This window comes from bacterium (assembly GCA_035295165.1).
In the GTDB taxonomy this organism is placed as follows: Bacteria; Sysuimicrobiota; Sysuimicrobiia; order Sysuimicrobiales; family Segetimicrobiaceae; genus JAJPIA01.
Genome location: DATGJN010000047.1, coordinates 1 through 22905, shown reverse-complemented (window position 1 = coordinate 22905; position 22905 = coordinate 1). Strand labels below are relative to the sequence as shown.

Genomic DNA, 22905 nt, shown 5'->3' with positions numbered 1-22905 from the left:
CGCCTCTTCCTACTGGTGCACCGCGCCCTTGCCGGTCGGCTCGACCTCGTACACGAGGACCCGCAGCGTGGTCGGACGCCAGCCGTTGCACGGGTTGCGTTCCTGGGGGCAGTTGGAGATCGCAACCAATAGGTCAATGTTCGCGTGCAGGTCGAGGTAGTCCCCGGGGCCCGACTTCGGCTCCTGAATCCCGGTCTTCCCGTCGGGCGCGATCGGAGTGTTCATGAAGATGTTGAACGAATAGGGGATCTCGGCGAGCGGGATGCCGTAGGGCTTGAGCGCGCGCTCGAAGTTGCTGCGGCAGTTCGGCGTCCCGCGCACGCCGTAGCGGAACGCGTTCGTGTACTCGCTGCAGGACCCGCTGATCAGATCGTGCACGCCGCAGGTGTCCGCGCCGAGCGTCATGAGTTGCGTGGCCTTCGTAGAGTACAGGTGGTGACCGGTCGTCAGGAACAGCGCCCCGTTCAGCAGCTGCGTGTTCTCAGGCGAGAGCTTGTCGACGTAATCGCGGAGGTTGAAGCAGATGAAATCCGCCACCTGCTTGCCCTCGACGTCGATCACCCGGCACACCTGCCCGGCGCGCATCGTGAACGCGGTGCCCGCGCGCGGCGCGAGTGCCTCTTGAAACGCGATAAGCGAGGACGCGATCTCGGGCTGCGCGAGCGTATCGGGGCGCGCCATGGCCACCACCCTGACGTCGGTCGATTGCGCGGCGCAGTCCGCGCCGCCGCGCCCTTCGGTTCGATGGGTCCGCCGGGGGTTCCTGCCGCGCGGGGCTGGCGTGCCCGGCCCCGATCCTGGCCGGCGTCCGCCGCCGGAGGGCCGCCCGGGCGCGTCCCCGGCAAGGAGGACTTGCCCGGGGTACGGAGAAGGCGTGGTCGCGCGTAGCCCGGGCGTGATCGAGCCGAACGGTTGGACGCCCGGCCGTGGAGAGGGAGGCGAAGCATGCGCAGAGGTCTCGCGGTTGTTGCAATGCTCGCGTTGCTGTTACCCGTGGCCGCGCTCAACGCCGGTGCACAGGGGGCGACCATCAAGATCGGCGTGCCCGTCCCGCTCTCGGGCGGAAACGCCAAGATGGGCGACGACATTTCGAAGGCAGCCATGCTCGCGGTCGAGCAATGGAACGCCAAGGGCGGGGTCCTCGGGCGCAAGCTTGAGATCGTGACGTTCGACGACGCCTGCGACGCCCAGGCGAGCGTGACCGCGGCGCACAAGCTCGTCGACGGCGGCGTGGTCGCCGTGGCCGGCGGATACTGCTCCTCGGCCGCAATCCCCGCGAGCGCGGTGTACCACGACAGCGGGGTCGCGTTCGTCGCCGACGCGTCCAGCAACCCGAAGCTCACGGACCAGGGGTTCGAGAACGTGTTCCGCGTGATCGGCCGGGACGACCAGCAGGGTCCGTACGCGGCCGGGTTCATGACGAAGACGCTCAAGGCGAAGCGAGTCGCGATCATCCACGACAACACCGTGTACGCGAAGGGGCTCGCCGACGCGACGAAGGCGGCGCTGGACAAGATGTCCGGCGTGCAGGTCGTGTTCTTCGACGCCATCACGCCCGGCGAGAAGGACTTCTCCGCGGTGCTCACCAAGGTCAAGGGCCTCAAACCCGACGTGACGTACTTCACGGGGTACTACCCCGAGGGCGGGCTCGTCGCGAAGCAGTTCAAGGACCTCGGCGTGTCCGGGAAGTTCATGGCGGGCGACGCGAACAACGACCCGACGTTCGTCAGCGAGGCGGGGCCGGCGGCAGACGGCGTGTTCGTGACGTCCACCCCGCTGCCCCAGGACCAGTCGACGGCGAAGGCGTTCATCACGCAGTACAAGGCGCGGTGGAACCAGGATCCGGGCCCGTACTCGGCGCTCGAGTACGACGCCGTGAACGTCGTGATCGACGCGCTCAGGCGGGCCGGGAAGGCCGACCGCGCGGCGGTCATCAAGATGATCGCCGCCACGAAGAACTATCACGGTGCGACGGGGGCGATCTCTTTCGACAAGAAGGGCGACCGCACGAGCGTGCTCTACATCAGCTACATTATCAAGAACGGCAAGTTCGTTCCCTACGGCGCTTCCTGAGTCTGATCCGCCCGGGGCCGCCCCGGTGAGGGCGCGGCCCCGGGCATGGTTCTCCCCAATCGCATGGACCTCGCGCTGCAGCAGCTGGTCAACGGGCTGACCGTCGGCGCGTTCTACGCGCTGATCGCTCTCGGCTACACCATGGTGTACGGGATCATCCGCCTCATCAACTTCGCGCACGGAGATATCTACGCGGTCGGCGCGTTCCTGGGGCTGTCCCTGTACGGGCTGTTCGCCGTTCTGCACGTGACGAACCCCGTGCTGACGACGGTGCTGGGGCTGGTCGTCTCGATGGGATGCACGGGACTGATCGGGGTGCTGCTGTACCGGGTCGCGTACCGGCCCCTGCTGCACGCCCGGCTGTCGATCCTGATCTCGGCGATCGGCGCATCGCTGACCCTGGAGTACGGCCTCTTTCTCATCTACAGCCCGTCGTTTCTCGTCTACCCGCACCTCTTCGGCCGCGCCGGCCCGCCCCTCGGGGGCGTCGAGGTGTCCTGGTTGCAGGTGCTGATCTTCGTCTCCAGCGTCGCGCTGATGGGCGCCCTGTATCTGCTGGTCCACCGCACGAAGATCGGCATGGCGATGCGGGCGCTGGCGATCAACCAGGACGCCGCCCGGCTGATGGGCATCGACGTCAACCGCATCATCGCCATGACGTTCTTCCTGGGGTCGTCGCTTGCCGCGTTTGCCGGGGTGCTGACCGGGCTGTACTACTCCCAGATCTCCTTCCTCATGGGCTTTCTCATCGGCCTCAAGGCGTTCACGGCGGCCGTGCTCGGCGGCATCGGCAACATCCCCGGCGCCGTGGTCGGCGGGTTTCTGCTCGGCGTGCTGGAGGGCCTGGCGGCCGGCTATTTCTCCAGCCGCTGGAAGGACGTGGTCGCGTTCGCCATCCTGATCATCATTCTCGTCGTGCGCCCTCGCGGCTTGCTGGGCGAGCGCGTCGTCGAGCGCATGTGATCGCGTCCAACGGCCGCGCGTTCTCGCCGCCTCGGCTCGCGCTGGTCGCTGCGGTGGTGCTGGCGGCGATCCTGCTGCCGATCGTCGGGTCCGCGTACCTCGTCGACGTCGGCACGCTCGTCCTCGTGTACATCATGCTCGGCCTCGGCCTGAACGTGGTCGTGGGATACGCCGGGCTGCTTGACCTCGGCTACGCGGCGTTCTTCGCGATCGGGGCCTACACCACGGCGATCTTGATGACCCAGTACCACGTGGCGTTCTGGTTCACGCTGCCGGCGGCGGTGGTGTGCACCGCGGTGTCCGGCGTCGTGATCGGCACGCCCACGCTGCGGATGCGCAGCGACTACCTCGCGATCGTCACGCTCGGGTTCGGCGAGATCGTTCGCATCGCCGCGACGAACTTCACGTTCACCGGCGGCCCGGAGGGGATCTACGACATCCCGCACGCGACGATCGGTGCCTTCGTGGTGCGCTCGCCGCAGGCGCTGTACGTCCTCGGGCTGGCGTTCGTGCTCGTCGTCCTCGTGGGCAGCTACAACCTCGCCCGCTCGCGCCTCGGGCGGGCCTGGCTGGCGATCCGGGAGGACGAGGCCGCGGCCCGGGCGGTCGGCATCTACCCCGTGTACTACAAGCTGATGGCGTACGTGCTCGGGGCGATCTTCGCCGGGCTCGCCGGGTCGTTCTTCGCCGTGAAGCTGACCGCGATCAACCCGTCCAGCTTCACGTTCATCCAATCGGTCACGATCTTGATGGTCATCATCCTCGGCGGGATGGGAAGCCTGCCCGGGGTGATGCTCGCCGCCGCGGTGATCGTCATCCTTCCCGAGGCCCTGCGGGCGTTCGACCAGATTCGGATGTTCGCGTTCGGAATCGGGCTCATCGTCTTGATGCTGGCGCGGCCGCAGGGGTTGTGGCCGAGCCGGATCGGACAGATCGTGCGGCGCACCGTCGTCCTCTCGGAGGCGAGCGCCGCCGCGGGCGGCGCGGCCGGCGGCGCCCCCACCGGGGAGTAGCGGGGCGACGCCGGCATGACCGCAGCCTCCACCGCTCCCGTCGAGCCGGCCGAGGCCATCCTCCTGGTCGAGCGCCTGATGATGCGGTTCGGCGGCCTGCTCGCGGTGTCCGATGTGTCGTTTGCGGTGCGCCCGCGCGAGATCCTCAGTATCATCGGCCCGAACGGCGCGGGCAAGACGACCGTGTTCAACTGCATCACGGGTTTCCTTCGGCCCACCTCCGGCCGCATCGCGTTCGAAGGGGTAGGCGTCACGGGGCTGCGTCCCGACCTCGTCGTGAAGCGGGGAATCGCGCGCACGTTTCAGATGATCCGGCTGTTCCCGGACCTCGACGTGGACGAAAACGTGATGCTCGGCCTGCACGGCCGGACCAGGGCGGGCACGCTCGACTCGCTCCTGCACACGCCCCTGCACCGGCGGGAAGAGGCCTGGGCCCGGGAGGAGACGTACCGGTGGCTGCTGTTCGTCGGCCTGCAGGATCGCGCCCACAACCGCGCCCGCGAGCTGGCGTACGGTGACCAGCGGCGGCTGGAGATCGCCCGGGCGCTCGCGACCGGGCCGCGGCTCCTCATCCTGGACGAACCGGCGAGCGGCATGAACCCCGCGGAGAAGGCGGGGCTTGTACAGCTGGTCAGCCGGATCCGCGAGTCCGGCACCACGGTGCTGTTCATCGAGCACGACATGAGCGTGGTGATGGGGATCAGCGATCGCATCGTTGTGCTGGACCACGGGGTCCAGATCGCGGAGGGGATCCCCGACGAGATCCAGCGCAACCCGAAGGTCATCGAGGCGTATCTCGGCCGGGAGGACGACGTGTGAGGACGTCCCCGTGAGCCTGCTCGAGGTGCGGGACCTCGTCACGGCCTACGGGAGCATCGAGGCCCTCCACGGCATCTCGCTGGACGTGGAGGAGGGCGAGATCGTCGCGCTGCTCGGCGCGAACGGCGCCGGGAAGACGACCGCGCTGCGTACGATCTCGGGGCTCCTGCGTCCGCGGTCGGGCGAGGTGCGGTTTGCCGGCGAGAGGATCGACACGCGGCCGGCGCACGAGATCGTGCGGTTGGGGCTGACGCACGTGCCGGAGGGGCGGTGGATCTTCACCCTGATGACGGTCGACGAGAACCTTCGGCTCGGCGCCTATGCGGAGCGGCACCTCCCCCGCGCGGCGCTGACCCGAGTGTTCGCGCTGTTCCCCCGGCTCGCGGAGCGCCGGGGCCAGCTCGCAGGCACGCTCTCCGGAGGCGAGCAGCAGATGCTGGCGATGGCGCGGGCGCTCATGGCCAGACCGCGTGTGTTGCTGCTCGACGAGCCGTCGATGGGGCTGGCGCCGGTCCTCGTGCGCGCGATCTTCGCCACGATCTCCGAGATCAACGCGGACGGCACGACGGTGCTGCTCGTCGAGCAGAACGCGAACGCCGCGCTGCGGCTGGCGCGGCGCGCGTACGTGCTGGAAAACGGGCGCATCGCGCTCGCGGGGCCGAGCGCCGAGCTCGCACGGAACGAGGCGGTGCGGCGGGCGTACCTCGGCGTGGGCGCGGTCCTCGGTGCCGCGGACGCCCGCCGGGACCGCGCGCCGTAGCCGCGCGCGACGCGCCGGAAGTCCGCGCGTCCCGATCGCAGGGAGGTGTCGTATGGCAGAACCACGGGCGCTCTATGATCACGGCCCCGGGACCCCGCTCGACGTGGACCGCGCGTTCTACGCGCGGCTCGCTCAGGGCATGGAGCGGCGGACCCTGGTCGACCGGTTCGTCGTGCCGATCAGGTCCGGCCGGGCGTGGACCGTCCCCGCCGCGCACCTGTGCCGCATCGTGATCGTCGATGGGCCGCAGGTGGCCGACTTTAACGTCTGGAACCGGCACAACCCGCGCGAGCGCTTCTGGGCGGCCCGCACGCGTCAGCTGTACGGTACGCACGTGACGACGTTCCACCGGTTGTGGTCGTGCCTGCCGTACCTGCGGCCGATGCTCACCATCACGAACGACACCGTGAACTACGGCATCGACGAGGACGGGGCCGGGTGCCACGATCTGCTCGGCACACGCTGCGACCCGTATGTGCACCGGCTGTTGAACGGGGAGGAGTTCGACTACTCCTGCCACTCCAATCTTGTGCGCGCGGTCGCCCCGTACCGCCTCGCCGAGTTCGACGTCCACGACGTGCTGAACGTCTTCATGGTCACCGGGCTTCGGCGGGACGGGCGGTACTTCGCGAAAGCCAGCCCGGCGCGAAAGGGAGATTTCTTCGAGTTCTTCGCCGAGATGGATCTGCTCTGCGCCCTTTCCACGTGCCCGCACGGCGACCTGTCCGTGCAGATGTGGGGCCCGACGCGGGGCGATCCGCTCTCAACCTGCCGGCCGCTCGGGGTGGAGGTCTACCAACCGTCGCCCGACCTGCTCGCCGGATGGTCGCCCTCGACCCCGGCCGACTACCGGGGCCTGCACGGGCTGCGGCCGCCGTCCGCCTGACGGCGGAGCGGATCGCCCGAAGATGTCTGCGGCCGTTCCCCGCCACGCGCGCGTCGTGATCGTCGGCGGCGGCATCGCGGGGTGCAGCCTCGCCTATCACCTGGCCGAACTCGGCTGGCGAGACGTGGTCCTGCTCGAGCGTCACTCCATCTCTTCCGGCACGACATGGCACGCCGCCGGGCTGGTGAGCCAGCTGCGGGCCACGCAGACGCTGACGAAGCTCGCCGCCGCGGCCCGCCCGCTCTACGCGCGGCTCGAGGCCGAGACCGGGCGGCCGACCGGGTTCAGGGTGACCGGCGGCCTCACGGTCGCGCGCACCCGCGAGCGGATGGAAGAGCTCAAGCGAGGCGTGTCGACGGCGCGGGCCGCCGGCGTGCAGGCGGAGCTGATCGGACCGCGCGAGGCCCGCGGGCTGTGGCCGCTCATGCGCACCGACGACCTCGTCGGCGCTGCCTACTTCCCGGGGGACGGCGTGACCCACCCCGGGGACACGGCCGTTGCGCTCGGGGAGGCGGCCCGGCGGCGCGGCGCGATCATCTGCGAGGGGATCACGGTCACGGGCATCGCCGCGCGCCGCGGCGCGGTCGCGGGCGTCGCCACCGACCGCGGCACGATCGTCTGCGAGGTCGCGGTGAACTGCGCCGGCATGTGGGCGCGCGAGATCGGCCGGCTCGCGGGCGTCAACGTGCCGCTGTGCGCCGCCGAGCACTCGTACCTGCTGCTGCCGCTCGCCGGGGTGAGCGCGGATCTCCGGGCGCTGCGCGACCCCGACGGGCTCATCTACTTCCGCGAACGCGACGGGCGTCTGTTGATGGGCGGCTTCGGCCCGGCGTCCAGGCCGTGGGGCCTCGACGGGATCCCGCACGGCTTCGCGTTCGGGCGTCTGGACACGGACTGGGAGCAGTGCCGGCTCTTCCTGGACAACGCGCGGGCCCGCGTCCCCGCGCTCGAGGCGGTGGAGCCCTCGGAGACGTTCACCGGGCCCGAGAGCTTCACGCCCGATACGCGCTTCATTCTCGGCGAGGCGCCCGAGTTGCGGAATTTCTTCGTGGCCGCGGGGTTCAACTCCACGGGCATCGCGTCCGCGCCTGGCGCGACGCATGCGCTCGCCCAGTGGATCGCAGACGGCTCGCCGCCGTTGGATCTCTGGGACGTCGACATCCGACGGTTCTCGAGGTTCCAGGGCACGCCCCGCTATCTGCGCGAGCGCACGGTCGAATCGCTCGGGGTGCTGTACGCGATGCACTGGCCGTTTCGCCAGCCGGACACGGCGCGTCCCGTCCGGCGCTCGCCGCTCCACGAGCGGCTCGCGGCGCGCGGCGCGTGCTTCGGCGTTGCCGCCGGATGGGAACGCCCGAACTGGTACGCGCCGGACGGCGTCGACCCGGCCTACGCATACTCGTTCGGCCGCCAGAACTGGTTTCCGTACGCCGCCGACGAGCACCGCGCCGTGCGGAACTCGGTCGGCCTGTTCGACCAGTCCTCGTTTGCCAAGTTTCTGGTCCAGGGATCCGCGGCCGAAGCCGTGCTGCAGCGTCTCTGCGCGAACGACGTCGCCGGCCCCGCCGGCAGGGTCGTCTACACCTCGATGCTGAACGAGCGCGGCGGCATCGAGTGCGACCTCACGGTCACCCGGCTCGCGGACGATCGCTATCTGGTCGTCACCGGGGCGGCCGCGGGGGCCCACGACCATCACTGGATCGCCTCGCACATATCGGCGGGAACGCCGGCGGTCGTCACCGACGTCACGTCGGCGTTCGCGGTGCTCGGCGTGATGGGCCCCGGCGCGCGAGCCCTGCTCGCGCGCTGCACGGACGCCGACCTCTCGGACGCGGCCGCTCCGTTTGGATCGTGCCGGGAGCTCACGATCGGGTACGCGCCGGTGTGGGCGCTGCGGATCACGTACGTCGGGGAGCTGGGGTGGGAGCTGTACGTTCCCGCGGAGTACGCGGTCGGCGCCTACGACACGCTGCTCGACCGCGGCGGCGCCGCCCTCCGGCACGCCGGCTACCATGCCATGGACTCGCTGCGTTGTGAGAAGGGCTACCGGGCCTGGGGCGTCGACATTACGGGGCGGGACACGCCGCTCGACGCGGGGCTCGGCTTCGCGGTCGCGTTCGACAAGGCGACGCCGTTCATCGGCCGCGACGCGCTGCTCGCCCAGCGCGCCCGGCCGCGCACGCGTCGAATCGTCAGCCTCACGCTCGACGATCCGGCGCCGCTCCTCTTCGGCGAGGAGCCGATCTACCGGAACGGCGTGCTCGCCGGACGGGTGACGTCGGGCGCCTACGGGCACACGCTTGGCCGGTCAGTCGGACTAGGGTACGTGGAGTCGGAGGAAGGCGTGACGGGCGCCTTTCTCGCCTCGGGGACGTACGAGGTCGAGGTGGCCACAGAGCGCATGCCGGCGACGGTCGGGCTCCGGCCTCCATACGATCCCGCCGGCGTCCGCGTCAGGGCCTAGGGCGCATCCAACGCTCTTGACACTACGACGCGAAGACAAAGGGTTCGTCAAGGATATAATCAGAAGCGCGCGTCAGCGGCGATCGCTGAGGGCGCTCACCCGGCGAGCCCGAGCGGAGGAGTGACCTTTTCAGGCCCGGAATGAATTCGGCGGACACGCCGTCATTTCACGCTACTGAGGCCGCGGCCGGCCGGGCGCCGCGAGGGGCGTGCGCCGCGCCCGGCGGCGCGAAAGGGAGGGGAGCGATGCGACTCCGCGAGCGCGTGGCGGTGATCACCGGATCGAGCATGGGCATCGGCGAGGCGATCGCGTGGGCGTACGCGCGGGAGGGCGCACGCATCGTCGTCAACTCGCGGTCGCCGGAGCGGGGCGAGGGTGTGGCCCGCGCGCTGCGCGACGTCGGGCACGACGCGATCGCGGTCGACGGCGACGTGCGCGAGCGGTCGACCGCTGACCGGCTCGCAGCGGCCGCGCAGCAGCGGTGGAACCGCCTCGACGTCTTCGTGAACAACGCCGGGACCTCCATGATCGGCCCGTCCGAGTCGCTGCCCGAGGACGGGTGGCGCCTTACCATCGACACGAACCTCACCGGCGCGTTCTTCTGCGCGCAGGCCGCGGCGCGCGTGATGATCCCGCAGCGGCGGGGCGTTATCCTCAACGTCTCCTCGATCCTGGGGGAGGTGGGCCTGCCGAAGCGCGCCGCGTACTGCGCGAGCAAGCACGGGCTGATCGGGCTGACGAAGGTGCTGGCCAGCGAGTGGGCGCGTCACGGCATCCGCGTCGTGAGCATCGATCCAGCGTACATCAAGACGCCGATGGACGTGCACGATCAGGGGACGGGAGACTATTCGGACGCCGACATCGAGCGCCGCACCCCCGCGGGGCGCTTCGGCACCGTGGAGGACGTCGCCAGGGCCGCCACGTTCCTCGCGTCGGACGACGCCGACTACATCACCGGGTCGTGCGTCACGGTGGACGGCGGGTGGGTGGCCTATGGCGGTTGGTGAGCGCGGCCCGCGGGCGCGAGCGGCGGGGGCCGGCGCATGACAGACCGGCGTGAGCCGGCGGCCGTCCCGCCGGCTGCGGTCCCTGCGGGCCTCACCTCGGACGATCTCCGGGCGCTGTACCGGTGGATGCTTCGGCAGCGTCTGGCCGAGGAGCGCATCGTCAAGCTGTATCAGCAGGGTGCCGTGATCGGGGCCTGCTTCACCGGCTACGGCCACGAGGCGATCGCCGTCGGGGCGGCGTACGCGCTCGGCCCCCTCGACGTCGCGGCGACGCTCCACCGCGACCTCGGCGCCAGGCTCGTGCTGGGCATGCCGCTCGGGCTGTACTTCGCGAATTTCCTCGGGCGCGTCGGGTCGCCCACCCGCGGCCGCGAAGGGAACCTGCACATCGGCGGGCTCGGGCCCCGCATCCTGCTCCACATCGATCACATCGGCGCGAGCATCCCCGTGGCCGCGGGCGCGGCGCTGGGGTTCCGAGTGCGCGGGGAAGCGCGCGTGGCGATGGCGTCGTTCGGGGAGGGGACGCTCGCGACCGGGGAGTTTCACGAGGGGGCGAATCTCGCGGCGGTGCTCAAGTTGCCGCTCGTGCTCGTGTGCTGGAACAACCAATTCGCCCTCTCTACGCCGGTGGACCGGGAGGTCGCCGGGCCGATCGCCGAGCGCATGGCGGGTTACGGCATGGCCTCGTGCTCCGTCGACGGGAACGACGTCCTCGCGGTCTACGACGGCGCCCGGCGCGCGGTGGATCGGGCGCGGCGGGGAGACGGGCCGTCGTTTCTGGAGTGCCGGACGATGCGGATCCGTGGGCACTCCGAAGCCGACGACGCATCCTACGTCCCGAGGGCGCTTCTGGACGAGTGGCGCCCGCGGGATCCCGTCGCGCGGTTCGAAGCCTACCTGGTGGAGACGCGGGTGCTGACCGCGGAGCAGGCGGAGGCCATGCGGGCCGAGGCTCTCGCGGACGTCGAGGCGGCCCAGGCGTGGGCTGAAGCCAGCCCGCCTCCGGATCCCTCCGAGCTCGAGCGAGGCGTGTACTGCGAGGGCCAGCCGTGGCCGTGATGACGTACCTGGAAGCGATCGCAGACGGCCTGCGCCAGGCGATGCGCGCGGACCCCTCTGTGATCGTGCTCGGCGAGGACGTGGGCGCGTACGGCGGGGCGTTCAAGCTCACAAAAGGGCTCCAGGACGAGTTCGGGGCCTGGCGCGTCATCGACACGCCGATCAGCGAGGCCGCGGTGGTCGGCGCGGCGGTCGGCGCGGCGCTCGTTGGGCTCCGCCCGGTAGCCGAGATGCAGTTCGCCGACTTCATCTCCAACGCGTTCAACCAAATCGTGAACGTCGCGGCGACGTCCGCGTACCGCGCCGGCGGCTGCGTGCCGCTCGTGATCCGCGCTCCCTGCGGCGCGGGCACGCACGGCGGACCGTTTCACTCGCAGTCGGTGGAGGCGTACTTCTTTCACACGCCCGGGTTGAAGATCGTGTTCCCCGCGACGCCCGCGGACGCGAAGGGGCTCCTGCTGTCGGCGATCGCCGACCCCAACCCGGTCCTTTACCTCGAGCATAAAGCCCTGTACCGCTCGCAGCGCGCCGAGGTAGACGGCGGTCTTGCGTTCGTCCCGTTGGGCGCGGCCGCGGTGCGGCGCCCCGGGCGCGACCTCAGCGTCATCACGTACGGGATGATGGTCCACCGCTGCCTGGAGGCCGCCGAGGCCGCCGCGCGGGACGGCATCGAGGCCGAGGTGATCGATCTCCGCACCCTCCTGCCGCTCGACCTCGCCACGATCGCGGAGTCGGTCGCCCGCACCAGCCGCGCGCTGGTCGTGCACGAGGACCGGCTGCGCGGGGGGCTCGGGGCCGAGATCGCCGCGCACATCGGCGAGCACCTCTTCACGTCGCTCGACGCCCCGATCTGCAGGGTCGGCGCGCCCGACACGCCCGTGCCGTACGCGCCTCCGCTGGAGACGGCGTACCTCCCGAGCGTCGATCGCATCCGCGACGCCATGGTGCGACTTGCGCGCTGGTAGCGGGTGCCGGAGGCGCCGGCGATGAGACGCCCGCCGCCGGTCGGCCGCACGCCCTCCTTCGGGGGCATCGCCGCGCTCGCGCGCTCTTGCTGCGCTTCCCCATCCATCGCGTGCCGTCGCGGCGGCGGGCCGGGCCTGATGCCGCGCCGGGCCGGCCCGCACACGCAATGACTGGGCGGGCGTCCGGGCAACGCCCGGTGGTCGCCGTGCTCGTGCGGCGCGGGCAGCGGCCACCCGGCCTCGAGCCGGTGGAGGAGGCGGCGGTGGTTCGGTACGCGGCGTCGCTGGAAGAGCTGCGGGACGCGCTCGCCGGCGCGGACGCCGCGCTGGTGTGGAACTTCCAGTCGTCGATCCTGCGCGACGCGTGGGCGCACGCACGCCACCTGCGGTGGATCCACGTCGCCGCGGCCGGCGTCGACACGGTCCTGTTCCCCGAGCTCGCGTCGAGCGGCGTGACGCTCACGAATTCACGCGGCGTGTTCGATCACGCGATGGGCGAGTACGTGCTCGGCCTGCTGCTGATGTTCGCGAAGGACTCGGCCGCGACGATCGGCCTGCAGCGGCGCCACGCCTGGCAGTTCCGCGAGACCGAGATGCTGCGCGGGCAAACGGCGCTCGTCGTCGGCGCGGGGGGTATCGGGCGGGCGATCGGGCGGCTGGCGCGCTGCGTCGGCATGCGCGTGATCGGCGCGGCGCGGACCGCCCGCGCGTCGGACCCCGATCTCGGGCGCATCGTGGGCGCGCGCGATCTCGGGGCGGTGTTGCCCGAGGCGGACTACGTCGTCGTCGCGGTGCCGCTGACCCCGGAGACGAAGGGTCTGTTCGGCGAGGCGGCGTTCGCGCGCATGAAGCCGACCGCCCGCCTGATCAACGTGGGGCGCGGGCCGATCGTCGACGAGGACGCGCTGCTCGCCGCTCTCCTCGCGAAGCGGATCGCCGGCGCGGCGCTGGACGTGTTCAGGGAGGAACCGCTTCCCACGGACCATCCGTTCTGGGACATGTCGGGGGTGATCGTCTCGCCGCACATGTCGGGCGACTTTGCCGGTTCCCAGGACGCACTGGCGGAGCTGTTTTGCGAGAACTTCGCGCGCTGGCGCGGAGGCGACCCGCTGCTGAACGTCGTCGACAAGCGGCGCGGATACGTGCCGGCGGACGCTGGCGGCGACGGCGCGTGACGGGCGCGCCGCGGCGTGCCGAACCACGATGAACGTCGGCGTTGACGTCGGCGGGACGTTTACCGACGTGATCGCGCACCTGCGCGACGGGGGACCGCCTCGGGTGCGCAAGGTGCCGACGACACGCGACCCGTCGCGCGCGCTCCTCGACGGGTTGGACGCGCTGCGCGCCGGCGCGGACGTCGCGCGCCTGACGTACGGCACGACGGTCGTGACGAACGCTCTCGTGGAGGGCCGCGGGGCGCGCGTCGGGCTCGTGACCACGCGGGGCTTTCGCGACGTGCTCGAGATCGCCCGGCAGCAGCGCGATCATCTCTACCGGCTCGACGTGCCCGGCCGGACGCCGCCGGCCGTGCCCCGCGCGCTGCGGTTCGAGGTGACCGAGCGCGTCGACCACGAGGGGCGCGTGCTCACGCCACTCGACGAGGCGGACATCGCGGGCGTCGCGGACGCGCTCAGGCGCGAGGGGGTCGAGGCGGTCGCCGTCAGCCTGCTGCACGCGTACGCAAACCCGGCGCACGAGCGCCGGTTGGGGGCGCTGCTCGCTCCTCACGTTCCGTATGTGTGCCTGTCCTCCGACGTGAACCCGGAGTTCCGGGAGTACGAGCGTACGCACACGACGTGCGTCAACACGCAGCTGATGCCGCTCGTCGACCGGTACCTCGACGACCTCGTGGCCGGGCTCGCGGCGGCGGGCGTGCGCGCGCCGCTCCACGTGATGCAGTCGAGCGGCGGGATGGCCTCGCCCGACCGGATGCGCCAAACGCCGCTTGCGATGCTGATGTCGGGCCCGGCGGGTGGGGTGGCGGCGGCGCGCGCGGTCGGCGCGCACGCCGGCGTCACGGACGCGGTTACGCTCGACATGGGGGGGACGTCCGCCGACGTGTGCCTGATCCGCGACGGCGGCGTGGCGACCGTCTCGCAGCGCCGCGTCCAGGGGCAGCCGGTGCGCCTGCGGTCGCTGGCCGTCGAGAGCATCGGCGCCGGCGGCGGATCGATTGCCTGGCGCGATCGCGCGGGCGCCCTGCGAGTAGGACCCCAGAGCGCCGGGGCCGATCCCGGCCCGGCCTGCTACGGCCACGGCGGCGCACAGCCGACCGTCACGGACGCGTACGTGGTGCTCGGCTACCTCAACCCCGAGGAGGAGATCGGGGGGCTCCGGCTCGATCCGAACCGGGCGGCGGCGGCGATCGAATCGATCGGGGCGCGCTACGGCCTCGCCGCGCCGGAGGCCGCTGCCGGTATCGTGGAAATCGCGAACGCGGCGATGCTGCGCGCGATCCGGCTGGTCTCGCTGCAGCGCGGCTTCGACCCGCGGCGCCTCACGCTCATCGCGTACGGCGGGGCGGGGCCGGTCCACGCCGGCCGGCTGGCGGTCCTCGCCGGGATGCCGCGCGTGCTCGTTCCCCCACACTCCGGCGTGTTCTCCGCCTGCGGCTGCCTGCTCGCGGACCTGCGCTACGATGCGGCGCGGACCGTCCGCGCGCAGCTCGCGCGCGACGCTCCGGAGGTCTGGGAAGCCCCGCTGCGCGACCTGGAAGCCGAGCTGCTGGCCCGTTTCGCGGACGACGGCGTCCCCCCGGGCGACGTGGTCCTGCGGCGCTCGATGGACCTCCGGTACTCCGGGCAGAACTACGAGATCGAGGTGCCGGTCGCCGCCGGGCTCGACGAAGCGGCGATCGCGCGGCGGTTCTCGCAGGCCCACCGCAGGGAGTACGAGTACGCGACCGAGGAGCCGGTCGAAGCGGTCACCGTGCGCGTCGCCGCGGTCGCGCCGTCGCCCGAGGCGATCCTCCCTGCGGCGTCCTCAGCGCCGCGCCGCGGGCCGAAGATCCGGCGCGCGTTCTTCTACCAGACAGGGTGGGCCGAGGCGGTGGTGTGCGGACGCCACGAGCTCGACGTCGGGTCCGCCGTGCCGGGGCCGGCGATCGTCGAGGACGAGTGGTCGACGGTCGTCGTCTATCCCGGACAGACCGTGCGGCGGGACGCGCTGGACCTGCTCTGGATCGAAGGAACGTGACGATGGACCCCGTTACCGTGGAAGTCGTGCGCCACGCGATCCTCTCGATCGCGGAGGAGATGCGCGTCGTCCTGATGCGGTCCGCGCGTTCGCCGGTGCTGAAGGAAGCCGGGGATCTGTCCTGCGCACTGACCGACGCGCAGGGACGGCTGATCGCGCAGGGCCAGGACATTCCGATCCACCTGGGCGTGATGGCCTTCACGGTGGAGGAGTTTCTGCGGCGGGTCCCGGCGTCGGCGCTGCGCGAGGGCGATGTCTACTTCACGAATCACCCGGAGGTCGGCGGCAACCACCTTCCCGACGTCAAGGCGATCACGCCGGTGTTCTTCGGCCGCCAGCCGGCAGCGTTTGCGATCAGCCTCGCCCACTGGCCCGACGTGGGCGGCGCCCGCCGGGGCAGCTACGTCACCGCGGCGCGGGACCGCTACGCCGAGGGTCTGTGCATTCCGCCGGTCCCGCTGTTTCTGGGGGGCGAGCCGAACGAGCCCATGCTTGACATGGTCCTGAGCAACGTCCGCGGCCGGGAGGAGCGGCGGGGTGATATCCTCGCCCAGTACGCCGCGAACGCCGTGGCCGCCGCGCGCCTGCGGGAGGTGTTCGAGCGCTTCGGGGCCGAGGTCGTCGCCGCATGCATGGAGCGGTTCCTCGACGAATCGGAGACGATGATGCGCGCGGAGATCGCGAAGCTGCCGACGGGCACGTACGCGGGGGAGGACTGGCTGGACGACGACGGAGAGAGCGGGCCGCTCCGGATCGCCGTCCGCGTGTCCGTGGACGGGGACACGTTCCGCGCCGATTTCGAGGGCACGGCACCGGAGGCCCGCGGCCCCCTGAACGCCACGCGCTTCGTCACCGCGTCCGCCGTCTTCTACGCGGCCCGGGCGCTGCTTGGCCCCGACATCCCTGCGAACGCCGGCTGCTACCGCCCGATCGATGTGCGGATTCCCAAGGGGTCGCTGCTCGACCCCGGGCCGGAGGCGCCGCGCGTCGGCGGCAACCACGAGACGTCTCAGCGCGTCGTCGACGCCCTGCTCCGTGCGCTCGCGCCGGTCCTCCCCGACCGGATCGTCGCCGGCGGACCGGGAACGTCGGGGCTGGTGATCTTCGGCGGGCGGCACGAGAGCGGGCGGCCCTACCTGCTGTACGAGGTGCACGGCGGCGGCGAGGGTGGGAGTGCGGGCCGCGACGGCACGAACGCGGTGCGCGTGCATATGAGCAACGTCATGAACACGCCGGTCGAGGTGATCGAGAGCGAGTATCCGCTGCGCGTCGAGCGGTGCGAGCTGATCCCGGACAGCGCCGGGGGCGGGCGCCACCGCGGCGGGCTGGGCCTGCGGCGCGCCTACCGGCTCCTCGGCCCGCACGCGGAGCTCGCCACGATGATCGAGCGGGTGCGGGTCGCGCCGTGGGGAATCTTTGGTGGGGGAGACGGGGCCCCGTTTCGCGTACTCTTGGAGCGGGAGGGGCGGTACAGTCCGCTGCGGGGCAAGGACAACCGCGACCTCCAGCGCGGCGATCTCGTGGTCGTGGAGAGCTGCGGGGGCGGGGGGTTCGGGCCCCCGGCGGAGCGGCCGACGGAGCTCGTGCAGGCCGACCTGTGGAACGGCTACATGTCGAACCCTCAGAGGGGGGACGCGCCGTGAAACTGCGCGACCGGGTTGCGATCGTCACCGGCGCGGCGAAGGGCATGGGAGGCGCGATCTGCGGGTCGCTGGCGCGCGAGGGCGCACACGTCGTGGCCGCGGCGCGGGAGGCGGGGGCGCTCGAGGCGCTCGTGACGGACCTCCGCACCAGGGACCAGCGCGGCCGGTATCTCGTGGTGCCCACGGACGTGACCGCGGAGGACCAGGTGGCGGCGCTCGCGCTCCGGACGCAGGAGGAGTTCGGGCGCATCGACATCCTCGTCAACGCTGCGGGGGTGACGGGGCCGATCGAGACGCCGCTCCACAAGATCGATCCCGCGGCGTGGGACCACGTGCTGGGCGTAAACCTGAGAGGCGTGTTCCTGTGCTGCCGCGCGGTCGTGCCGGCGATGATCGCGCAGCGCTCCGGCAAGATCATCAACATCGCCGGGACGTCCGGCCTGCGCGGGTACCGGTACCGCGCCGCCTACTCGTCGTCGAAGTGGGCGGTGCGGGGGCTGACCCGCACGCTCGCGCTCGAGGTGGGTCCGTTCAACGTCAACGTCAACGCGATCTGTCCGGGCGTGGTGGAGGGCGGACGCATGACCGGAATCATCGCCGAGAAAGCCCGCGTGCGCGGCGCCACGAAGGACGACGTGTTCGAAGAGTACGTGGACGAGACCGCCCTCCGCCGCTTCTCCACCGATGACGACGTGGCCCGCGCTGTGGTGTTTCTCGCGTCCGACGACAGCCGGCAGATCACGGGGCACGATCTGATCGTCGACGGCGGTTGGGACGTCTGAGGAGGGGGCTTCGAGCGATGCCGGCCGTACCGTTTGAGTACGCCGCACCCGCCACGCTCACCGAGGCGTTGGAGCTCCTCTCGACCCGCGGCGAGGACGCGAAGCCGCTCGCCGGCGGGCAGAGTCTCGTGCCGATGCTCACGCTGCGCCTCGCGCGGCCGGCGATCGTCGTGGACCTCGACCGCCTCCGCGAGTTGCGCACGGTCCGGCGCGACAACGGCATGCTCGAGATCGGCGCGCTCGTGCGCCACGGCGCGATCGAGCGCGGCGAGGGGGCGCTCGGCGCCTGCCCACTTCTGCAGGAGGCCGCCCCGCTGATCGGCAACGTGCGCGTGCGCGCGCTGGGCACGATCGGCGGCAGCGTCGCGCACGCCGACCCCGCTGCGGAGTTCCCGGCGGTCGTCCGCGCGCTCGACGGCACCGTCGTCGCGCAAAGCGCGCGCGGACGGCGGGAGATCGCGGCGGCCGATTTCTTCGTGGGGATCCTCACCACCGCGCTCCAGCCCGGCGAGCTGGTCGTCGGGATCCTCCTGCCGGTCCCCGGCGCCCGGACCGGGTCCGCGATCGAGGAGTTCAGCCGTCGCGTCGGCGACTTCGCGATCGCCGCCGCGGCGGCGGTCGTGGAGCTCGACGCGGCCGGGCGGGTCGCGCGCGCCCGCGTCGCGATGGCCGGGGTTGGACCGGTCCCACAGCGGTTGACCCGCGTGGAGGAAGCGCTCACCGGCGAAACGCCCACGGGGGATACGATCCGGAAGGCGCTGGCTGCGCGGCCGCTCGAGATCGAACCGGACGGCGACGTGCACGCGTCGGCCGCGTACCGCCGCCACCTCGCCGGCGTGCTCGCCGCGCGGGCGCTGGACCGGGCGGCGGCCCGCGCCGCGGGGAGCGTCGGCCCGTGACCGAGCTCCGGATCGCGTTCACGCTGAACGGCAAGCGCCGGGAACACCGCGTCGCCGCGCACCGCACGCTGCTCGACGTGCTGCGGGACGACCTCGGGGCGGTCGAGGTCAAGGAGGGGTGCGGGGAGGGCGTCTGCGGGACGTGCACGGTGCTCCTCGACGGGGAGCCGGTGAGCAGCTGCCTCGTGCTCGCCGGCCGCGTCGACGGCCGGGAAATCGTGACCCTGCGCGGGCTGTCCGACGGCGAAGCGCTCCACCCGCTCCAGGCGGCGTTCGTCGAACACGGCGCCGCGCAGTGCGGGTTCTGCACGCCCGGCATGATCCTCACCGCGTACGCCTTTTTAAGAGACAATCCGCAGGCCGGCCGCGCCGAGATCCGCCGCGCGATCGCCGGCAACCTCTGCCGGTGCACCGGGTACACCAAGATCGTTGATGCGATCGCCGCGTGCGCCAAGCGGGCGGCCCCGCGTGGCTGACGGCGCCGCCGTCACGCGGGAGGCGCTGCGCGTCGTCGGTCAACGGCTTCCCCGTCACGACGCGCGCGACAAAGTCCGCGCCCGCACGCTCTACGCCGCGGACTGGCAGATGCCGGGCATGTTGCACGGCGCGGTCCTGCGCTCGCCGTATCCGTCCGCGCGCATCGTGCGGCTCGACACGGCGGCCGCTGCCGCGCTGCCGGGTGTCGCGGCCGTGCTCACGGCCCGCGACGTCCCGCGCAATTCCCTGTGGACGGACGTCCCCGGTCAGACGACCACGGTCGGCCCGCTGCGCGCGCGCATCCAGGTGCTGGCCGACGAGCGGGTCCGCTACCAGGGGGAACCGGTGGCGCTCGTGGCGGCCGAGACGCGTGAGATCGCCGCGAGGGCGCTCGAGCTGTTCCGGGTCGAGTACGAGGAGCAGCCTGCGGTGTTCGACCCGGAGGCCGCGCTTCGCGCGGACGCCCCGCGCGTGCACGACGAGGGCAACCTGCTGGCCCGGTGGCAGGTGCAGCGGGGGGACGTGTCCGCGGCCTTCGCCCGGGCGGATCTCGTGGTCGAACACACCTATCGATGCGGCCTCGTCGACCACGCCTACCTCGAGCCCGAGGCCGGCGTCGCGTGGGTGGACGCGGACGGGGTGGTCGTGATCCGCGCGTCCACGCAGGTGATCGAGCACTTCCGCGACGTGGCCGACGTGCTCGGGCTGCCGCACAACAAGGTGCGTGTGATCGGCCCGTACGTCGGCGGCGGTTTCGGCGGCAAAGAAGACGTTACCGTGGAGGTGTTCCTCGGGCTCCTGGCCTCGCGCACCGGCCGCCCGGTGCGGATGGTGTGGTCGCGCCAGGAGTCGCTTCTCGCCCGCCCGAAGCGCCATCCGTTCGTGTTGCACTACCGTACCGGCGCGATGCGGGACGGCACGCTCGTCGCGCAGCAGGTCGAGCTGCTGGCGGACTCGGGCGCCTACGCCTATCTCAGCGCGCTCGTGCTGATGTACGCGACCGTGACGGCCGCTGGCCCGTACCGGACTCCCGCGGTCGCGGTTGACGCGCGCGTCGCCTACACGAACAACCCGCCGACGAGCGCGATGCGCGGCTTCGGCGCGATGCAGATGGTGTTGGGGTATGAGTCGCAGATCGATCAGGTCGCCCGGCGCCTGGGTCTGTCTCCCCTGGAGGTGCGCACCGCGAACGCACTGCGCCGCGGGGACCGGCTGCCGGTCGGCCAGGAGCTCGACAATCACGTCGGCGTGGCCGAGGCCGCGCGGCGCGCGTGGACGGCGCTCGGGCCCGCCCGCTCGCCTTCGACGCCGCATCACCGGGTCGGCCGGGGACTCGCGTGCAACCTCCAGCCCTACGGCCGCATCGTCTGGCTGCACGACTGGGCGAGCGCCTGGGTCGGGGTCGAGACCGACGGCAGCGTGGTGGTCCGCACCGGGGTTCCGGACGTGGGAGGGGGGCAGGCGTCCTCCCTGTGCCAGATCGCGGCGGAGGTCCTCGGCGTGGACGCGGACCGGGTGTCCGTACACATCGCCGACAGCGCGCTCACGCCGCTCGCCGGCACCACGACCGCGACCCGCCAGCTGTACATGTCCGGCAACGCGGTTCTCACCGCGGCCACAGAGCTGCGCACGCAGATCGTGCGGGTCGCCGCCCAGATGCTCGAGACGCCCGTCGACCGGGTGGCGCTGCGGGAGAACGGCGCCGTCGCTGCGTCCGGCCGGCGCGTCACGCTTGCCGACGTCATGAAGGAATGCGCCCGCCTCGGCGTGCCCCGGAGCTACCTCGGCAGCTACCACGCTCCAGCCGGCGATCCCGTAGACCTTGAACGCGGCGGAGGGCGCGTGTTTCCCGACTACACGTTTGGGGCGCACGCCGTGGAGGTGGAGGTGGACGCCGAGACGGGCGCCGTGACCGTGCTGCGGCACGTCGCCTGCCACGACGTCGGCACGGCGATCAACCCGCAGAGCGTGGAGGGACAGATCGAGGGCGGCGCGGTGATGGGACTGGGGTACGGGGTCATGGAGGAGATCGTCGTCGAGCGCGGCGTCAACCTGTCGACCAGCTTCGCCGCGTACCTGATTCCGACCTCGCTCGACGTGCCCGACATCGAGCCGCTGCTCGTCGAGTCGGGGGACGGCAAGGGCCCGTTCGGCGCGCGAGGCATCGGAGAACCGCCGATCGGCCCGCCGGCCGCGGCCGTCGCGAACGCGATCGAAGATGCGATCGGCGTCCGGATCGCGGAGCTGCCGATCACACCGGAGCGCGTGGCGCGCGCGCTGGGACTGTTCGGCGAAGACTAGACGGAAGGCGCCGGGCGTCTATTCCGACGCTCGCGGCCCGCGCACGCGGTCTCGGCCGCCGTCGGCGGCGATCGCTCCGCCCGGCGCCTACATGCGCCGCTCACCCTCGTGGGCAAGCAGCTTGGCCTTGCGTACGGCCTCGATCCGCCGCTCCGCGAACACGTCCGCGGCCTGCGCCGTCGGGATTCGCTCCTTGCGCGCGATGCCGATCAGCGCGGACATCGTCTCGTAGATGCGCGCGACGTTGCCCATCGCGCGCTCACGGTTGAACCCGCCCGGGTTCAGGCGGTCGGTGTCGAAGATCGTGCCTCCCGCGTTGACGATATAGTCGGGCGCGTACATGATCCCCCGGTCCTCGAGGCGGCGCCCGTCCTCCTCGTCCCCGAGCTGATTGTTCGCCGAGCCGCAGACGATCCGCACGCGGAGCTGCGGGATCGTCTTGGCGTTCAGGATGCCCCCGAGCGCGCACGGGCAGAAGACGTCGGCCTGGAGCCCGGCGATGGCCTCGGGAGTTGCCACCTCGACATGGTACCGGGCAGCGAGCGCGCTCACCCTGTCCGCGTCGATGTCGGCGATGGTGACGTGCGCACCGGCCTGCGCTAGCAGCGGAATCACCTCCGAGCCGACCGCGCCGATCCCCTGCACTGTGACGGACCGGCCCTCGAGCGAGTCGCTGCCGAAGACGGCGTTCGCGCACGCCTTCATGCCCTGCACGACACCGAACGCCGTGGCCGGTCCGATCGGCCCGGCGCCGCCCCACGAGGCCGGCAGTGTGACGACGTACGGCGTCTCCATGCGCATGTACTCCATCTCGCGCAGCGTCGTCCCCACGTCCTCGCCGGTGATGTAGAGCCCGCCGAGGCGGTTGATGAACCGCCCCAGAGCGCGGAATAGCATCTCGCTCCGCTCCGCCCGGGGGTCCCCAATGACCACGCACTTGCCCCCGCCGAGGTTGATGCCTGCCGCGGCGTACTTGTAGGTCATGCCGCGCGCGAGCCTGAGGGCGTCCTCGATCGCGTGCATCTCAGACGCGTATGTCCACATACGCGTCCCGCCGGTCGCCGGGCCGAGCGTGGTGTCGTGAATCGCGATCACGGCCCGCAGCCCAACTGTACGGTCCTGGCAGAGGAACACGTTCTCGTAGTCGTAGCGCTCCATATAGCCAAGGATCGATTCCATGCGCGCCCCCTCCGAAAGGTCCTCGGCGCCTGCCCAGGCACGGTAAGATTACCAGCGCAGGGCCGTGACTCCTCTCCTCACAACGCGAGCGAGTGAGTCGCCGATCGCGCCGGGGTCCACGCGGTCTGATCCTTCGGCGCGCTGCAGTGCCTCGCTAGGTTGTTCGCGCAGGATCATGGTGCCTCGTCGCCGCCAACACAGCCTTAACCCCCTTGACCGAAAGCCTCTTCGCCTTCGCCCCAGCGCCTGCACGGCCTCAAGGGCCATCTCGTTCAGTCCCTAGTGCATTGTCCGAAATGTATTGATACTTAACGATGGGTGGTGTATGCTCAATGCATGAGCCGACCCCCTGCGCCACTGATGCTGCGGGATGAGCACCGAGCGGAGATCCACCGACAGCTGCGGCAACGGACGCTGTTG

The 22905-nt window shown here is 71.5% G+C and carries 19 protein-coding genes; 17 read left to right on the top strand and 2 right to left on the bottom strand.

Annotation, left to right across the window (positions count from 1 at the left end):
- Positions 1-9: 9 nt before the first annotated feature.
- Complete coding sequence (locus VKZ50_06840) at positions 10-681, bottom strand: urea carboxylase-associated family protein (GenBank protein ID HLJ59429.1); 672 nt, start codon at positions 679-681, stop codon at positions 10-12.
- 264 nt (positions 682-945) lie between these two features.
- On the opposite strand from VKZ50_06840, the gene VKZ50_06835 reads away from it, so the two are divergent.
- The 17 genes from VKZ50_06835 (at position 946) to VKZ50_06755 (ending at position 21306) form a co-directional block, all read left to right on the top strand.
- The gene (locus VKZ50_06835; GenBank protein HLJ59428.1) at positions 946-2073 is read left to right on the top strand and encodes a branched-chain amino acid ABC transporter substrate-binding protein; all 1128 of its coding nucleotides are present in this window, start codon (positions 946-948) and stop codon (positions 2071-2073) included.
- A gap of 63 nt (positions 2074-2136) precedes the next feature.
- A complete protein-coding gene (locus VKZ50_06830) occupies positions 2137-3036 on the top strand; it encodes a branched-chain amino acid ABC transporter permease (GenBank protein ID HLJ59427.1) in 900 nt (299 codons plus the stop codon).
- Positions 3033-4049: a branched-chain amino acid ABC transporter permease gene (locus VKZ50_06825; GenBank protein ID HLJ59426.1), complete on the top strand. Its 1017-nt coding sequence runs from the start codon at positions 3033-3035 to the stop codon at positions 4047-4049. The genes VKZ50_06830 and VKZ50_06825 overlap by 4 nt, the downstream gene beginning before the upstream one ends.
- 15 nt (positions 4050-4064) lie before the next feature.
- A complete protein-coding gene (locus tag VKZ50_06820; protein ID HLJ59425.1) occupies positions 4065-4868 on the top strand; it encodes an ABC transporter ATP-binding protein in 804 nt (267 codons plus the stop codon).
- A 10-nt stretch (positions 4869-4878) separates the two neighbouring features.
- On the top strand, positions 4879-5628 hold the full coding sequence (locus VKZ50_06815) for an ABC transporter ATP-binding protein (protein HLJ59424.1): 750 nt from the start codon (positions 4879-4881) through the stop codon (positions 5626-5628).
- A 52-nt stretch (positions 5629-5680) separates the two neighbouring features.
- Positions 5681-6514, top strand: coding sequence for a DUF1989 domain-containing protein (locus VKZ50_06810; protein HLJ59423.1), 834 nt, complete (start codon positions 5681-5683; stop codon positions 6512-6514).
- Between the two features lie 22 nt (positions 6515-6536).
- Entirely contained in the window at positions 6537-8978 is a 2442-nt protein-coding gene (locus tag VKZ50_06805) for an FAD-dependent oxidoreductase (GenBank protein HLJ59422.1), read from the top strand.
- A 245-nt stretch (positions 8979-9223) separates the two neighbouring features.
- Positions 9224-9985, top strand: a complete 762-nt coding sequence (locus VKZ50_06800) for a glucose 1-dehydrogenase (GenBank protein ID HLJ59421.1) — start codon at positions 9224-9226, stop codon at positions 9983-9985.
- A gap of 36 nt (positions 9986-10021) precedes the next feature.
- Positions 10022-11044 (top strand): thiamine pyrophosphate-dependent dehydrogenase E1 component subunit alpha, encoded by a 1023-nt coding sequence (locus VKZ50_06795; GenBank protein ID HLJ59420.1) that lies wholly within the window; start codon positions 10022-10024, stop codon positions 11042-11044.
- Positions 11044-12009 (top strand): alpha-ketoacid dehydrogenase subunit beta, encoded by a 966-nt coding sequence (locus tag VKZ50_06790; protein ID HLJ59419.1) that lies wholly within the window; start codon positions 11044-11046, stop codon positions 12007-12009. The genes VKZ50_06795 and VKZ50_06790 overlap by 1 nt, the downstream gene beginning before the upstream one ends.
- Before the next feature lie 167 nt (positions 12010-12176).
- On the top strand, positions 12177-13184 hold the full coding sequence (locus VKZ50_06785; protein ID HLJ59418.1) for a D-2-hydroxyacid dehydrogenase: 1008 nt from the start codon (positions 12177-12179) through the stop codon (positions 13182-13184).
- Positions 13185-13212: 28 nt separating this feature from the next.
- Positions 13213-15204, top strand: coding sequence for a hydantoinase/oxoprolinase family protein (locus tag VKZ50_06780; protein ID HLJ59417.1), 1992 nt, complete (start codon positions 13213-13215; stop codon positions 15202-15204).
- A 2-nt stretch (positions 15205-15206) separates the two neighbouring features.
- On the top strand, positions 15207-16847 hold the full coding sequence (locus VKZ50_06775; GenBank protein ID HLJ59416.1) for a hydantoinase B/oxoprolinase family protein: 1641 nt from the start codon (positions 15207-15209) through the stop codon (positions 16845-16847).
- Positions 16844-17629, top strand: a complete 786-nt coding sequence (locus VKZ50_06770) for an SDR family NAD(P)-dependent oxidoreductase (GenBank protein HLJ59415.1) — start codon at positions 16844-16846, stop codon at positions 17627-17629. Before VKZ50_06775 ends, VKZ50_06770 begins: the two co-directional genes overlap by 4 nt.
- Positions 17630-17646: 17 nt before the next feature.
- Positions 17647-18528, top strand: a complete 882-nt coding sequence (locus tag VKZ50_06765; GenBank protein ID HLJ59414.1) for a xanthine dehydrogenase family protein subunit M — start codon at positions 17647-17649, stop codon at positions 18526-18528.
- Positions 18525-19004, top strand: coding sequence for a (2Fe-2S)-binding protein (locus tag VKZ50_06760; GenBank protein HLJ59413.1), 480 nt, complete (start codon positions 18525-18527; stop codon positions 19002-19004). The genes VKZ50_06765 and VKZ50_06760 overlap by 4 nt, the downstream gene beginning before the upstream one ends.
- Entirely contained in the window at positions 18997-21306 is a 2310-nt protein-coding gene (locus VKZ50_06755) for a xanthine dehydrogenase family protein molybdopterin-binding subunit (protein ID HLJ59412.1), read from the top strand. Before VKZ50_06760 ends, VKZ50_06755 begins: the two co-directional genes overlap by 8 nt.
- Before the next feature lie 87 nt (positions 21307-21393).
- Here VKZ50_06755 and VKZ50_06750 read toward each other — a convergent pair whose 3' ends face one another.
- Entirely contained in the window at positions 21394-22485 is a 1092-nt protein-coding gene (locus VKZ50_06750) for a Glu/Leu/Phe/Val dehydrogenase dimerization domain-containing protein (protein ID HLJ59411.1), read from the bottom strand.
- Between the last annotated feature and the right edge of the window lie 420 nt (positions 22486-22905).

Coding starts and splice junctions, on each gene's coding strand:
- VKZ50_06840 (HLJ59429.1), bottom strand. CDS start 681: ATGGCGCGCCCCGATACGCTCGCGCAGCCCGAGATCGCGTCCTCGCTT.
- VKZ50_06835 (HLJ59428.1), top strand. CDS start 946: ATGCGCAGAGGTCTCGCGGTTGTTGCAATGCTCGCGTTGCTGTTACCC.
- VKZ50_06830 (HLJ59427.1), top strand. CDS start 2,137: ATGGACCTCGCGCTGCAGCAGCTGGTCAACGGGCTGACCGTCGGCGCG.
- VKZ50_06820 (HLJ59425.1), top strand. CDS start 4,065: ATGACCGCAGCCTCCACCGCTCCCGTCGAGCCGGCCGAGGCCATCCTC.
- VKZ50_06810 (HLJ59423.1), top strand. CDS start 5,681: ATGGCAGAACCACGGGCGCTCTATGATCACGGCCCCGGGACCCCGCTC.
- VKZ50_06805 (HLJ59422.1), top strand. CDS start 6,537: ATGTCTGCGGCCGTTCCCCGCCACGCGCGCGTCGTGATCGTCGGCGGC.
- VKZ50_06800 (HLJ59421.1), top strand. CDS start 9,224: ATGCGACTCCGCGAGCGCGTGGCGGTGATCACCGGATCGAGCATGGGC.
- VKZ50_06795 (HLJ59420.1), top strand. CDS start 10,022: ATGACAGACCGGCGTGAGCCGGCGGCCGTCCCGCCGGCTGCGGTCCCT.
- VKZ50_06790 (HLJ59419.1), top strand. CDS start 11,044: ATGACGTACCTGGAAGCGATCGCAGACGGCCTGCGCCAGGCGATGCGC.
- VKZ50_06785 (HLJ59418.1), top strand. CDS start 12,177: ATGACTGGGCGGGCGTCCGGGCAACGCCCGGTGGTCGCCGTGCTCGTG.
- VKZ50_06780 (HLJ59417.1), top strand. CDS start 13,213: ATGAACGTCGGCGTTGACGTCGGCGGGACGTTTACCGACGTGATCGCG.
- VKZ50_06775 (HLJ59416.1), top strand. CDS start 15,207: ATGGACCCCGTTACCGTGGAAGTCGTGCGCCACGCGATCCTCTCGATC.
- VKZ50_06765 (HLJ59414.1), top strand. CDS start 17,647: ATGCCGGCCGTACCGTTTGAGTACGCCGCACCCGCCACGCTCACCGAG.
- VKZ50_06750 (HLJ59411.1), bottom strand. CDS start 22,485: ATGGAATCGATCCTTGGCTATATGGAGCGCTACGACTACGAGAACGTG.